This is a genomic window from Photobacterium sp. Hal280, assembly GCF_037162255.1.
In the GTDB taxonomy this organism is placed as follows: domain Bacteria; phylum Pseudomonadota; class Gammaproteobacteria; order Enterobacterales; family Vibrionaceae; genus Photobacterium.
Window position 1 is genome coordinate 2,295,097 of record NZ_JARLUO010000005.1, and the last position, 15,009, is coordinate 2,310,105.

11 protein-coding genes are annotated in these 15,009 nt (G+C 54.0%); 1 reads left to right on the forward strand and 10 read right to left on the reverse strand.

Features of this window, described 5'->3' with window-relative positions; translation table 11 throughout:
* Positions 1-33 precede the first annotated feature (33 nt).
* From P4S53_RS19910 to fabB, 10 genes are all read right to left on the reverse strand, one after another.
* Complete coding sequence (locus P4S53_RS19910; protein WP_337114052.1) at positions 34-594, reverse strand: SPOR domain-containing protein; 561 nt, start codon at positions 592-594, stop codon at positions 34-36.
* Between the two features lie 2 nt (positions 595-596).
* Positions 597-1,880, reverse strand: a complete 1,284-nt coding sequence (gene folC / locus P4S53_RS19915; protein WP_337114053.1) for a bifunctional tetrahydrofolate synthase/dihydrofolate synthase — start codon at positions 1,878-1,880, stop codon at positions 597-599.
* 202 nt (positions 1,881-2,082) lie between these two features.
* Positions 2,083-3,024 (reverse strand): acetyl-CoA carboxylase, carboxyltransferase subunit beta, encoded by a 942-nt coding sequence (accD, locus tag P4S53_RS19920; protein ID WP_337114054.1) that lies wholly within the window; start codon positions 3,022-3,024, stop codon positions 2,083-2,085.
* A gap of 279 nt (positions 3,025-3,303) precedes the next feature.
* Positions 3,304-4,083, reverse strand: a complete 780-nt coding sequence (gene truA, locus P4S53_RS19925) for a tRNA pseudouridine(38-40) synthase TruA (RefSeq protein WP_337114055.1) — start codon at positions 4,081-4,083, stop codon at positions 3,304-3,306.
* Positions 4,084-4,214: 131 nt separating this feature from the next.
* Positions 4,215-6,266: a FimV/HubP family polar landmark protein gene (locus P4S53_RS19930; protein WP_337114056.1), complete on the reverse strand. Its 2,052-nt coding sequence runs from the start codon at positions 6,264-6,266 to the stop codon at positions 4,215-4,217.
* Positions 6,267-6,625: 359 nt separating this feature from the next.
* Positions 6,626-7,900 (reverse strand): hypothetical protein, encoded by a 1,275-nt coding sequence (locus tag P4S53_RS19935; RefSeq protein WP_337114057.1) that lies wholly within the window; start codon positions 7,898-7,900, stop codon positions 6,626-6,628.
* Between the two features lie 32 nt (positions 7,901-7,932).
* Positions 7,933-8,745, reverse strand: a complete 813-nt coding sequence (locus P4S53_RS19940; protein ID WP_337114058.1) for a FimV/HubP family polar landmark protein — start codon at positions 8,743-8,745, stop codon at positions 7,933-7,935.
* 268 nt (positions 8,746-9,013) lie between these two features.
* Entirely contained in the window at positions 9,014-10,027 is a 1,014-nt protein-coding gene (locus P4S53_RS19945; RefSeq protein ID WP_337114059.1) for an aspartate-semialdehyde dehydrogenase, read from the reverse strand.
* The gene (locus tag P4S53_RS19950; protein ID WP_337114060.1) at positions 10,024-11,190 is read right to left on the reverse strand and encodes a 4-phosphoerythronate dehydrogenase; all 1,167 of its coding nucleotides are present in this window, start codon (positions 11,188-11,190) and stop codon (positions 10,024-10,026) included. The genes P4S53_RS19945 and P4S53_RS19950 overlap by 4 nt, the downstream gene beginning before the upstream one ends.
* Positions 11,191-11,458: 268 nt before the next feature.
* Positions 11,459-12,673, reverse strand: coding sequence for a beta-ketoacyl-ACP synthase I (gene fabB / locus P4S53_RS19955; RefSeq protein ID WP_120511410.1), 1,215 nt, complete (start codon positions 12,671-12,673; stop codon positions 11,459-11,461).
* A gap of 205 nt (positions 12,674-12,878) precedes the next feature.
* On the opposite strand from fabB, the gene mnmC reads away from it, so the two are divergent.
* Positions 12,879-14,906: a bifunctional tRNA (5-methylaminomethyl-2-thiouridine)(34)-methyltransferase MnmD/FAD-dependent 5-carboxymethylaminomethyl-2-thiouridine(34) oxidoreductase MnmC gene (gene mnmC, locus P4S53_RS19960; protein ID WP_337114061.1), complete on the forward strand. Its 2,028-nt coding sequence runs from the start codon at positions 12,879-12,881 to the stop codon at positions 14,904-14,906.
* The last annotated feature ends 103 nt before the right edge of the window (positions 14,907-15,009 follow it).

The following is a 15,009-nucleotide window of genomic DNA, read 5'->3' on the forward strand; positions in this document are numbered from 1 at the left end:
TCTAACAGAAAAAATCAGAACGCAAACGTTTACCTAAGGGTTGAGTGGGTTAAATCTGAGCAATTGCCCGTTCAGCCCGGTAAGTTTACGCAAATCGTCTGCTTTCCCTGACAGTTTATCTTTGTCGATCTCGGGTCCGACGACAACACGGGCCAAATCACCTGGTTTCAGCTGTTTTGGCAGAACGTGCGCCTGATAGCCTTTGCTTCTCAGTTTCTCAACCAGCTGGTGCGCATTCTCAAAATTACGGAACACTCCCAGCTGTATTACCCAGCCACTGTCCGTGTTGCCCGGCTGCGGTTCACCGACAGGTTGCGGCTTGACGTGAACAGGCTCGGATACCGACTCAGGTAATGTCGGTTCTCCGGCAATTTGCTCAGTCACTGGCATAGGCGGTAATTCGGTTTCCGCATCCACGGGTTGCGGCATGGCAGTCACACGGTCTTCATTCCCGGTCTGAGGCTGCAAAGGAATACTGGCAAACTGCTCCTGGAAGTGCTGCTTTTTGCCATCAAAAAAATCGGGCAGAAAAATCACACCGATTGCGACCAGTACGATCGTTCCGACCAGGCGACTCTGAAATTTACTCGCCACACTTACTCCTGTGTCTTAATGTAGCTGGACACTTCGCCCACTGTGTAAAACGAACCAAAGACAATTACAACATCTTCAGGTTGCGCCATCATTAATGCTGCCTGATACGCGAGTTCAGGTGCAGTATACAGCTCGCCCTGAAACGTCAGATGCTCAGCAATTTCCTGGGCAGACGCGGCGCGAGGCCCCTTGAGCGAGGCCGGATACCAGGCATCCACTACCGTCTTCATTTCAACCAGGGTTGATGGGATATCTTTATCACGCAGCATCCCCACCACACCATGAATCTTGCCCACCGGGCGGATATTCTTCAGTGCCTTAAGCTGACGGGCCAGATAATTTGCCGAATGCGGATTATGGGCCACATCAAGCAAAATCAGCGGATGATCCGCGACCGTTTCCATCCGGCCTGCAAGGCGCACTTTGGCTAAACCGGACACAATGTGCTGATCACTGATTTCCAGATCAGCAACGCCGAGCGCCATCAGCGCAGTGGCCGCATTCGGCAAAGGTAAAGCAGGCAGAGGCAGCTGTTCCATGTCGAATGCACCGCATTTCCAGTTCCAGGTTTCGCCTGTCTGCTCGTAGGTATACTGATACCCCACCTGATACAACTCAGCACCGATACTGTCAGCATGCGCGGCCACGGAAGCCGGCGGATTGGGCTGGCCACAGACAGCGGGCTTCTCGGCACGGAAAATACCGGCTTTCTCATAGCCAATCACTTCGATATCGCTGCCCAGCCAGTCCACATGATCAATGGCCAGACTGGTGATCACCGAGACATCGTGATCCACGATATTGGTCGCATCCAGACGGCCACCCAGTCCTACCTCCAACACCACAACGTCCACCTGATGGGTTTTGAAGAGGTTGAGTGCGGCCAGTGTACCGAATTCGAACAGGCTCAGGCTGGTGTCCTGCCGGTATGATTCTACCGCCGCAAACGCCTGGCTGTGTTCGCTGTCATCGAGCTCCTGGCCATTAATGCGCACCCGCTCGTTATAGCGCACCAAATGCGGTGAGCTGTACACACCCACGCTGTATCCCGCCTGCAGCAGGATGGCTTCAAGAATGGCACAGGTCGAACCTTTACCATTGGTGCCCGCAACAGTAATCACAGTCGGTGCCGGTTTACGTAATCCGGCCCGCTCACCCACGGCCTGCACACGATCCAGCCCCAGATCGATGGCACTGGTGTGAAGGTTTTCCAGATAAAGCAGCCAGTCATTTAGCGGTGAAGTAGCCGAAGGAACAGATTGCGGCGTTGCAGAGGAATCAGACATGTAACAGTACTAACTAATGTAATTAAGATGATGTCGCTTAATGTAGCATGAAGTACGCAGAATTTAACGGTTGAGCGCCAAACGAAGATAGGAAATGTGGAACAATAACGATATTTGCCTGACTGGCAGACCGCTTTTCACTTTAGCCTGACATTTGTCTGCGCCAAAAAAACGCCCGGTATTCAACCAGGCGTTTTTCGTTTTAAGCTTTGTCTTGCGCAGACTCGGTATCGCTGTCAGCTTCTACGTCCGCTGATACCTGCGGCTCCCTTTCGACAGACACCACAAGCGGAGACTCGGCATTCATCATCTTGGCCAGCAGGCCGCCAATACGCTGACGCATTTCACGGCGGTCAACAATCATATCAATCGCGCCATGCTCCAGCAGGAATTCACTGCGCTGGAAACCTTCAGGTAACTTTTCGCGTACCGTCTGTTCAATGACCCGCTGTCCGGCAAAACCAATCAGTGCTTTCGGTTCACCAATGTTGATATCCCCCAGCATCGCCAGACTGGCAGACACGCCCCCCATAGTCGGGTCAGTCAGCACAGAGAAGAAAGGCAGGCCTTTCGCCGATAAACGTTCCAGCGCCGCACTGGTTTTCGCCATTTGCATCAGAGACATCAGTGCTTCCTGCATACGGGCACCGCCGCTGGCAGAGAAACATACCAGACCGCAGTTATTGGCAATCGCTTCATCAACCGCGCGCACAAACTTGGCACCGACAACCGAGCCCATAGAGCCGCCCATGAAGGAAAATTCAAAGGCACAGGCAACCACAGGCTGCTGCAACAATGTTCCTTTCATGGCCACCAGGGCATCTTTCTCACCGCTGGCTTTCTGGGCTGCAGCAATACGGTCTTTGTATTTTTTCGAGTCACGGAATTTGAGGTGATCTTTAGGCTCCAGCTCCGCAGCAATCTCCACCTGACCTTCTTCATCGAGGAAGGTTTCCAGTCGGCGACGGGCTTTCATTCGCATGTGGTGATCACACTTTGGGCAAACTTCCAGATTGCGCTCAAGATCAGCGTAATAAAGTACCTGTTCACAAGAGGTACATTTCGTCCATACCCCTTCAGGGATAGATGCTTTACGAGACGTTACAATGTTGCTTTTTGTGAGGATCTTTTCAAGCCAGCTCATGAATGACCTTTCATTTACATCTCCCCCGCCCTGTGGCAAGGGATAATCAATTCGATAATTTCAAGTCCGGAATTAAAACACAAACTCGTCTAAGTGTAGATAAAAAACTGGTTGTACCTTGAGGAAATAGAGTATTAACGGGATCTTAGCTCAAGAAACTTGACCGACCAGTGAACGCCCGACTTACCCGACCTCGCTCACATTTCACTCAATTTCTGCAGACCTTGCCTGCAAGGCAACCAGCCCAGTACGCTACGGCCAGTCAACCGGGCCATCTGCTCATAAAAACAGCGGGCCAGCAGGGACACAGGGCAAATCATAGACCGCTGGATAATCCACTTCAACCAGATACAAGCCCTCCGCTTTTGCGGTCGCGCCCGCTAAAGTACGATCCTTCTTTGCCAGCAGCCACTGAATCCATTCAGGTGTTTCTTCGCCCCGTCCCACTTTAATCAGGCTGCCTGTGATATTCCGCACCATATGATGAACAAAGGCATTGGCCTTGATATCTATGATGACGTAATGGCCCTGCCGGGTAACATTCAGATGCATCACATTACGCCACGGGCTGCGGGACTGGCAAAACACCGCCCGGAATGAAGTAAAGTCATTCTCGCCCAGCAAGTACTGCCCAGCCTGATGCATTTTTTCAGCATCCAGTTCACCGTGATAATGGCTGATACCCGAACCAAGGATAGCAGGCCGCAGCGCATGATTGTAAATGACATAACGATAGCGTCTGGCGGTGGCGCTGAAACGGGCATGAAACTCATCCGGCACTTCCTTTGCCCAGCGCACAGCGATGTCTTTGGGCAAATGGGCGTTGGTTCCCATCGTCCAGGCCACCAGCTTGCGCGGGGTATCACAATCAAAGTGCACCACTTGCCCGGTACCGTGCACACCGGCATCGGTACGACCGGCGCATTGTACCTCTATGGTCTGGTTGGCAATCTTGCTCAGCGCTTTTTCCAGTCTGCCCTGCACACTGTCCACATCACGCTGACGCTGCCAACCAAAATAGCGGCTCCCGTCGTACTCAATTCCTAAGGCAATTCGCATGTCTGCACTCTTACTTATCTGAAAACCCTGCCAGCGTGTCCGCCAGCAAAGCGAAAGCAGGGATTATAAAAAAAGCGCTAAAAGAAAAGAAGCCCGCATCCGCGGACTTCCTGTTCAGTGTGATGAAATGATCAGCGATCCATCTTTAATAAAAGATTCGCAGCTTCACGGCTGACATCGCCATCACCGTTTTCAGCCACATCATCCAGTAAAAAGTATGCCCCGTCAGTGTCATTCATTTCCAGATAGGCTTTGGCCAAATCGAGTTTGCTGGCGTACTCACCCGCACCGTCGACATCAATATCGCCTATGCCGGCTAACACATCCGGAAACTCATCCAGCCCCACATCCAGCTTCAGCGGTGCTGAATCCAGTTCAGGATCCGATTCCCCTTCCAGCTCTTTCATCAGTTCATCAATGCTGATGTAAGGCTCGTTGTCACTTGCCGAGGCAATCAGCTGGCTCTCTGCCTGAGTATCTGCGCCGTCTGCAGGATCGTCAGCCTGTTCAGAGAGCGGCGGCTGTTCACCCCAGTCTTCACTTTCCAGTTCAGGTTCAGGGTTATCCGCTCCCCAGATAGCGCTTTCCTCCGGGGACAGTTCCTGATCATCCAGCTCGGACAGCGGCACGCTTTCATGTAACAGCCACTGCTCATGCTCGAACTCGTCAGGGTTGTCTTGTTCTGCTCTGAGTTCAGGTTCTGGTTCTGGCTCTGACGCTGGCAAAGATTCAGGCTCAGCCGGAACGTCGGCATCAGGCAACACATGCTCCGAGAGCGCAAGATCAGTCAGCTCAACCCCATGCTCACCGGCTGGCTGGCTGCTGTCTGACGGGATATTGCCAATGTCGGTCCGATCACTGTCTGTGTGGCTATTCTCTGTCTGGCGATTGTCGTCCGTCAGCGCAGGCCATTCAGAATGTGCCTCTGGCTCAGTTTCCGCACTGTCTTCGGTGTGCATTGAAGGCAGTGTCTCATCGGCCTGAAACGCATCAAACGCCTGCATGGTTGGCAGTTCAAGTTCAGGTTCTGCCAGCAGCGCCGCCATATCCAAGCCTGCGGAGTCGATCAGTTCATCGCTCCAGGGCTCATTCAGCTCGGATCCTGGCTGCGGCTGTGACGGCAACTGTGGCTGGTCTGTCGGCGTTTCTTCACCGTGCTTCAGTTCCTGCTCATACTGCTCCAGCTCCATCTGCTCTTCAAACGAGGCATTCAAGGCATCATCTTCATCAAACTCAGGCAAGCTCGCCGGATCGATCACCGCATATTCGTACTGAGGTTTGCCATGCATAGGCACGGCTTGCCCGGCAGTCTCTTGCCCGGAAGAAGCCTGTTGCGAAGAAGATACATCTTGCAATGAAGGCGAATCTTGTCCCGGTTCTGCTTCTGTTTCAGTCAGATCGCCTTTGCGCTCCACAGCCTGCGCAGCCAGCTGTAACTGCTCCGACACTCTATTGAGCGCGTCCAGGGCATCATCATCGGACCAACCTTTGTCATCCTCATCGTCTTCCAACGAGACAGCTTCCGGGTCGAGCAGCGCAGCTTCTTCGTCGAACTCCGGAAAATCCTCCAGGTTGAACACAGGCTCCTGGCGTCCGGCAACAGCCTCATCCCAGGCAGGATCGAGTGTTGCTTCGGGCTGCTCCGCCGCTGCATCCAGCGTCGGGGAAGTCTGTTCATTGGCCACAGGCTCAGGCTCTGCAGCCCGCTCTTGGGTCTGAATCTGAGTCTGATCCTGTGCTTGAGCCTCATCGGCAGCTTTTTCAGCCAGTTCCGATTTCAGATACCGGTTCTGCTCGATCAACTGGCAGGCTTCATCACTGTCGTGATGCCATTGCACGGCTTCGGTATCGTGATCTTCAGCCGACTCTGGGTCGGGTAACGCCTGAGCAGACTCAGCAGTCACATCCGGCTGCGCTTCTGGCGCCGCGTGTTCCGCAACTTCCTGCTCACTCGCTTCTGCGTCTGCATCTTGCTCTACAGACAAGCTTGGCTCTGGCTCTGGCTCTGGCTCTGGCTCTGGCTCTGGCTCTGCTTCCGGCTCTAGTTCTGCTTCTGGTTCTGCTTCAGTATCGTCAAACTCAGTTGCCGGTGCTTCGCTGTATGAAACCGGTGCATCCACAGCGTCTGAATCCTCGGCTTCGATATTATCGTCCGGGGCAGAATCCGCGCTGTCAGATCCCATCACGACGGCGTCATCACTCTGGATGTCACTCAGCAGGCTATCAATATCATCCTGCTGCGGGTCCGTTTCATCGGACAGCGCATCCTGGCTGGCTGTCGTTTCTGGCTCAGATACCGGCTCTGATTCAGTTTCAGCAACAGCTTCTGGTTCATCAACTGCTGTCTGGGCTGCAGCTGATGACGCGGCGGCGATCGCTTTCTCAGCTTCGGACTTATCAGCCTCAGAAATATCAACGTCAGCATCATCAAGTTCAGAATCTTGGGTCTCAGTGCCCTCTGAAACCGAGTCACCGACATCGGCTATGCCCTGGAAGTACTCTTCTGACGGCTCGCTCTGTAGCTCAGTGTCATCCAGCTCACTTAAGTGCTCATCGACGGTTTTTTCAGAAAAATCAGATCGTCGATGTCATCCGCGCTGATTGTGTCCTCTTCCTGAGGATCTTCCTCATCCAGTGTCAGCAGCTCATCGAAGACATCTTTGTCTTCCTCTGCGTTTTCTTCAGCATCCAGCTCAGGATCGATCTGCGCGTTTTGGCTGTCTTCATCCAGCAACTCGTCCAGCAGTACCGTACTGTTTTCATCCAGTTCAAAGTCGCTGTTGTCAGCATCACTTTCCTGATCATCAATCAGCTCGTCCAGCAACTCTGTGCTGCTGGCATCCAGGTTGAAATCGGCATTGAGATCGTCCAGGTCCCAATCCTCTTCCGTGCTGTCAGCCTGGGCATTGTTCACCGCTGGGCTGACAGGCTCAGGCTGGACGTCATCTTCACGTTCAAAATCCTGCATCAGTTCATTGAGGATGTCCTGATCCAGCATGCCAAGCTCAATACTGTCGGCTTTATGACCAGTTACTTCACTGTCGGCAAAGGCATCGAACAGTTCGTCATTGCGGTTGTCCTTAACGGGCTTTGCCGGCAACGCGTCCTCGTCTTCCAGTAAACCAACGGCAAGATCAAAGTCGGTTTCTTCGTTATCCTGAGCGCTGAAAGGCTTGTCCCAAATGCCACTGAGGCTGTCTTCTTTCTCCTGCGGTGGTGCCTGATCAATCTGGTCCAGTGCGCGCTCCATATCCTGGAGACCAATGGCCTGATCCTTGTTCTTCACCGAGATATCACTCTTTGGCAATTCATTGCCAAAAGCGTCCTCCAGTCCGTCCGTCAGATCCAGTTCATCAAGCTCTGCATCATTATCATCAAACAGATTGTCCGAGAAGATCGGGTTGTCCTGCGGCGTCTTATCATCAAACAGGTCATCAAGACTGCTGTCTTCACTGTCCAGCCCCAGATGCGGCTCATCATCGTCCAGATCAGCAACCATTGGCTGAGGCGCTTCTTTGCTGACCTCGGCGGCAGGGGGAGCGGTATCTTCTTCTTTACGGCGCCGGCCCACGAAAAAGGCCAGCAAACCTGCAATCAGGCTACCAGGGATCAGGGCTGCACCTGCCAGTGCCCACGGATTTGCAGCCAGTTTATCGAGCCAGTGGACTGGCGGTTGTTCAGCCAGCGGCGCGTCAACCTGGCCTTGCTGCGCCTTTTGCTGGGCAATGAAAGACTGAATTTCCCCGCGCAACTCTTCGTCGCCCGCCAGCTGTTCTTTCAGCGCACCAATTTCATGCTGCATTTCAGACAGACGCACACGCAGCAGCTGATTGCTTTCGCGTAATTTTGTCAGCTCTTCATCTGAGATGCCAAGCTGCTCCTGAAGCGCAGGCGAAAGCGCACCATTCGCTGGGCTTGCGGCAGCGGCGGCAACCCCGGAGCCGGTGTGGTGGAAGCAGAGGCTGCTGTTGCAGCTGGGCGTTCCGGCACGGTAGCCGCCGTTGACGCGGGCTGAGCCTGTACCTGAGGTGCAGACACGGCCGGTTTCGGTGCTGGCGTCGATCTGGGTGCAGAAGCCGGGCCTGTCCCCGGAGTCCCTGCTGATGCAGAGGCCGGACGGGGATTATTACTTGCGGGCGTACTGCCCGTACGCGCACGCGCTTGCTCCCGGCGCTGAAGGTCAGTTTCGACGCGATTGCGTATCTGATCGGCATTTTCCGCCTGAATCTGAGCCATGGTCGGCATTCTCAGGCGGCTGCCCGGGATCAGGCCATGAATGTTGCTGTCGGTGAAGGCATTGGGATTAGCCCGGAAAATTGCCCCGAGGACCTGATAAATAGAAACGCTGTCATTGGGCTTATATCGTGATGCAATGGACCATAAGGTTTCGTTTTCGCCGGTCGGGCCGTAAATACCAACGGAACGATTGCCGGGGGCAGTCGCTGGACGCGGTGTGGCCGCGCGAGGCTGAGTCACAGCGGGTCGGGGCGACGGCGCGGGTGACACCGCAGGCGCCGGTGGTTGTACGGGCTCTGCAACCTGGTCAGCCGGCCCCATGATTCGAACCGTGTTCGCTTGTACGGTGACAGGGAGCTGCAAAGCCGCCGATGCGATGACGACCGGTAAGATGGCACGTTTCATTTTATTTGATGAGTCAGACACTGCCTGCTGTCCTCTCTGGCAGAGATAGTAAACTAGGAATTCTTCGGCCTGTAGCCAGAATACTTGAGCGTAAATGCAAAACGACAGGCGTTTGTGAACATTAAAAGTGATTGTTGCCTGCCATGGCTTGATGTCAATCACCATGCCCGGCTTTTACTGTGAAGATCAAGAAATTGGCTAAAGGAATGCAAAGGCGTGCTCATTCGCACGCCTTTGCATCGTCGGGTGTCTCCGGCCGTTTGGTGGCCGGAACAACTCGCTTTGTGTCTTAAAGGTATTCCTGGATCAGTTTCTCAGCAATCTGCACGCTGTTGGTTGCTGCACCTTTACGGACATTATCCGCCACCACCCACATATTCAGACCACAAGGGTGACTGATGTCTTCCCGGATACGGCCGACCATGACATGGTTTTTGCCGATGGCGTCCACCACCTGAGTCGGGTACTCGCTGCCGTGGAACACTTCGATGCCCTCGGCATTTTCCAGCAGGCTGATCACTTCTTCCATGATCACCGGCTGGCAGGTTTCCACATGCACAGCTTCCGCATGACCGTAGAAGACCGGCACACGAACACAAGTCGGGTTCACGCGGATATTGGCATCCCCCAGAATTTTCTGGGTTTCCCACACCATTTTCATTTCTTCTTTGGTGTAGCCGTTATCCATGAACTCATCGATTTGCGGCAGGCAGTTAAAGGCAATCTGCTTCGAATAGACTTTGTTTTCCACCGGCAAACCGTTCAGCAGCTTGGACGTCTGGCCCGCCAGTTCATTCACGCCACTCTTCCCCGAGCCGGAAACAGACTGGTAGGTCGCCACGTTAATCCGGTCGATGCCATACGCATCATGAATCGGCTTCAGGGCCACCAGCATCTGAATCGTCGAACAGTTTGGATTGGCAATAATATTGCGGTTACGAAAATCAGCCAGTGCCTCCGGGTTCACTTCCGGCACCACCAGCGGAATTTCAGGGTCGTAGCGGAAGCATGAGGTATTATCAATCACCACCACACCCGCGTCGGCGGCAATCGGCGCCCAATGTTCAGAGGCCTCAGAACCGGCAGAAAACAACGCCAGCTGCACCTGCGTCCAGTCGAAGTCTTCGACATTGGTCACGCGGGCACTTTTGCCCTTGAATCGCAGCGTCTTGCCCGCACCGCGCTCGGAGGCGAGCAGATACAGGTTACGGACAGGAAAATTACGCTCCTCCAGCACCTCAACCATGGCTTCCCCAACGGCACCGGTGGCTCCGAGAATGGCAATATCAAATTCCTGACTCATGGTGTTTCCTCAACAGTAAAACCTAATTTAGCCAGCGACTCTAACCCAAAATGCCCCTGACCTTCTACTGTGACCGCACTGTATTCGCGCCGATCCCAGTAATTTTTTCGCATCTTATCGAATTCCGACACCATCGCGGCATCATCGACCGCCTGCATCTTACGGCGAAACAGAGCGTCATCCTTTCTGACATCATAGATCAGCTGAATCAAGGTGAAGAGCGTGTCTTCATCCCACGCCCTGCTCAGTTGTACAAACGGCACAGGCGCAACCGGTAACAATTCTGCCGCTTCTACTCTGTCGTCTCGGCCAAGAAATTCGCAGAAGCTGTTGAAAATCATAGTCGTGCCGCGGGCTTTGCCTTCCAGACCGTAGCCTGCCACATGGGGAGTGGCAAATGCCAGCAGAGGCAAGAGATCGCGATCCACCAGAGGCTCATGCTCAAACACATCCAGTACCGCCGTCAGTACTTTGCCCTGACCGGATTGCGACTGTTGCAGGGCCTGTTTCAGAGCCTGATTGTCAACAATGGGTCCCCGGGCGGCATTGATCAGAATCGCCCCGTCTTTCAGGCGGGAAAGAAACGCCTGATCGACCAGGTGATGAGTCGGATAATCGCCCTGTTTGGTCAACGGTGTGTGCAGGGTCATGACATCGCACTGCTGAATCAGAGTGTCCAGTGAAGCAAACTGACGCGGATCACCTGCCGCTTCTTTGATGGGATCATTGAGCAAATAGCGGATACCTAAGGCGTCCAGACAGCCAGCCAGGTACGAGCCGACATTGCCTGCTCCGACTATCCCGACCGTTTTGTCGAAAATCGAAAATCCCTGCTGCTGGCCCAGCACCATCAGGCTGCTGAGCACATATTCAGCCACCCCGACCTTGTTACAGCCCGGCGCGGCTGTGTAGGCAATTCCCTTCGCTTGCACCGCGGCCTGATCAATATGGTCCTGACCGGCTGTTGCCGTGCCAATGAAACGCAGCTTGTCGGCTTTTGCCAGTAAATCGGCATTCACTTTGGTGACTGAACGTATCATGAGGCCATCAATATCAACCAGATCATCGGCTGTCAGTGTACGACCAGGTTTGGCTATCACCTCACCTAAGCGACCGAACAGTTCAACCGCATAGGGCATGTTTTCATCTACAAGGATTTTCATTGGGGCTCCGAAAAAGTAGCGCGAATCAATTGCGGACTAGCATGGGAAAAATTCGGCTGATGTCAAGAAAAGCTCAGACTGACTGACCATCCTGCAACAACAAAAAAACCCGGTATTAATACCGGGTTAAACATCCAGGATGGGGGAAGAACACTCGATCAGTGCCGCGTCTGAATACTGGCGCGATACAGGAAGCCCTGAATCTCGCGCCGGCCTGGAAATCAGGGGCTACAGACTCTGCATGAAGCATCACCTGTATGCCAGCTTATCAAGCTTCGTATTTCTTGATCACCAGCGTCGCGTTGGTGCCGCCGAAACCAAACGAGTTCGACATCACGGTTTTCAGCTTGGCCTCACGGGTTTCACGCACAATGTCCAGACCTTCTGCTGCCGGGTCCAGATTATCAATGTTAATGCTCGGCGCAATAAAGTCATTGTCCAGCATCAGCGTGGAATAAATGGCTTCATGAACACCGGCAGCACCCAGAGCGTGACCTGTCATGGCTTTGGTGGCTGAAATCGCCGGACTGTTCTGACCGAACAGTTCCTGAATGGCACCCAGCTCTTTCACATCACCCACAGGCGTTGAGGTGCCGTGTGTGTTGATGTAGTCGATAGGGGCATCCAGATCCTGCATCGCCATCTTCATACAACGCACTGCACCTTCACCTGAAGGGGCAACCATGTCATAGCCATCCGATGTCGCGCCATAACCGACGATTTCACCGTAAATTTTCGCGCCGCGTGCCAGCGCATGCTCCAGCTCTTCCACGACAACCATGCCGCCGCCGCCGGAAATCACAAAACCGTCACGGTCGGCATCATAGGTACGTGATGCTTTTGATGGATCATCATTGTACTTGGTCGACAGCGCGCCCATAGCATCGAACATCATGGTCAGTGACCAGTCCAGTTCTTCACCGCCACCGGCGAATACAACGTCTTGTTTGCCCAGTTGAATCAGCTCCAGCGCGTGGCCGATACAGTGCGCGGATGTCGCACAGGCAGAACTCATGGTGTAGTTGACACCACGAATCTTAAATGGGGTTGCCAGACAGGCAGATACGGTGGACGACATGGTACGCGGTACCATGTAAGGACCGACACGTTTCACACCTTTCTCACGCAGAATATCAACGGCTGCAACCTGGTTATACGAGGATGCACCACCCGAACCGGCCACCAGACCAGTCCGTTCATTCGAGACCTGCTCTTCAGTCAGACCAGCATCTTCAATTGCCTGCTCCATAGACAAATACGCGAAGGCTGCGGCATCGCCCATGAAACGCATTTTTTTACGATCGATATGATCAGCCGGGTTCATTTTCAGGTCACCCCAGACATTGCTGCGCAGTTTTGCGTCTGCAAACTGCTGAGAAAAGTTAATGCCTGACTTACCTGTTTTCAGAGAATCCAGTACCTCTTTCACATTGTTACCGATACTGGATACGATACCCATGCCTGTAATTACGGCTCGTTTCATGATGAATTCCTACTGTCATTTAACGCGGTGATGATAACGGGTTTAGTAAGCTTAAGTGGTCAGCTTTCCCCGTGATCGGTTACAATCCGCTACTTATCGTGGTCAGTTGATGATCTTTTACCAAAGTTTGCCTGTAAGACATAGCGGCATTTCACACATCGTGCTTAAAAAATCATCACGTTATCTTTACTAAGAGGTTTTCCTTTTGTCCCATTCGTCGCCTAAACAGATTGAAAATGCCGTTCTGGACTGGAACGAAGCCGGTACGCCAGTTTCGCACGATTTCGACGACGTGTATTTCTCTAATGCCAACGGACTCGAAGAAACACGTTATGTATTTTTGCAGCAGAATGGGCTGCCGACACGCTGGGACACCTTTGACCGCCGCCGGTTTGTTGTGGCAGAAACCGGCTTTGGCACAGGGCTGAATTTTCTTGCGGTCTGGCAGTGGTTCAAAGCCTTTCGTCAGGCGAACCCGGACGCCAGTGTTCAAGAGCTGCATTTTATCAGTTTCGAAAAATTCCCGGTCACACGCGAGGATTTGATCAAAGCCCACGAATCCTGGCCTGAGCTGGCCGATCTTGCCCGTCAGCTCCATGCCCATTATCCGCCAGCCGTGGCCGACTGCCACCGCCTGGTGCTGGAAGACGGCATGATCACCCTGGACCTGTGGTTTGGTGACATTCAAACCTCTCTTCCTCAAGTATGGACCCCAGCAGGCGGGTTAGTCGACGCCTGGTTTCTCGATGGTTTTGCCCCCAGTAAAAATCCTGAGATGTGGAATCAGGATCTCTTCAACGGCATGGCAGCACTGGCCCGCGAAGCTTGTACGGCCGCGACCTTCACCGCCGCCGGTTTTGTCCGTCGCGGCTTGATCGATGCCGGATTTGACATGAAAAAAGTCAAAGGGTTCGGCTACAAGCGAGATATGCTGGCCGGCACCTTGTCCGAACGCCGTCAGGGGGCCAATTTTGCCCCCTGGTATGCCCGCCAGAGCACCGCGGATTTATCCGACGTGGCGATTATTGGCGGCGGAATAGGATCAGCCGCGACCGCACTGGCACTGGTACGGCGCGGCGTTCAGGTCAGCCTTTACTGTGCCGACGCTCTGCCGGCAGAAGGGGCATCAGGCAATCGCCAGGGTGCTGTCTACCCGCTGCTCAATGGTTCCAACGATGCGCTCAGCCGTTTCTTTGCCCCGGCTTATCTCTACGCCCGGCAGTTTGTCGAACAGGCAGCTGCCGTCAGTGATTTCAGTCATGACTGGTGCGGCGTCACTCAGCTGGCCTGGAATGAGAAAACGGCAGAAAAACTGGATAAGATGCTGAACGGCGGCTTTCCGCAGGATGTCGTTCATGCCCTGGATGTCGAACAGACTCAGGCCATCACAGGCGTCACCACAGGTCACCGCAGTGTGCACTACCCGCTTGGCGGCTGGCTGTGCCCGCAAGCGCTGACGCGCGCCCTGATCCAACAGGCCCAGGCAACAGGACGCTTGTCACTGCACACTGAGACTGACATCACCAGCCTGAGCCAGAATGACAGTGCTCAGTGGTCGCTGAGCAGCCGTGATCACCGGCAATTCACCCACTCCACTGTGGTGGTGGCCAACGGGCATCGCTTTACCGAGTTCGCGCAGACCCAGAATATTCCTGCCTACTCAGTCCGTGGTCAGGTCAGCCATGTGCCCAGTCAGGGTGAACTAGCGCAACTGAAATCGGTGCTGTGTTACGACGGTTATCTGACGCCGGTCAACCCAGACACACAGACGCACTGTATCGGCGCCAGTTATCGCCGCAACAGTACCGATCTGAGTTTCTCGCCAGAAGAACATCAGGACAACCAGACGCGGCTGGCTGAGTGTCTGCCCGCAGTTGACTGGCCAACAGCCATCGATTTCTCCGCACAGGATGCCCGAACCGGTGTTCGCTGTGCCAGCCGGGATCATTTGCCTTTCGTCGGGGATGTCTGCCGCTATGAGGCGCTGCTGAGTCAATATGCCGATCTGCGGGAACAACAAAGCGAAGCCGCGGATGTGCCTGTCTACTCCGGACTGTATGCCATGATAGGACTGGGCTCTCGCGGTCTCAGCTCAGCACCGCTGCTGGGAGAAGTGCTGGCATCCCAGTTATGCGGTGATCCCCTGCCTCTGCCTTTGAGTGTCCTTGATGCGCTGCATCCGGGGCGGATGTGGGTCCGAAAATTACTCAAAGGAAAAGCGGTCGAAAGCTGAGTTCACCGCTTGGCAGAGCCCAAAGCAACCTCTCTCCTTCCCACCCGTTTTTCCGGGATAAAGAGAAGAAGAAAAGAATAGAGAGCAAGAATCCCAGACACTG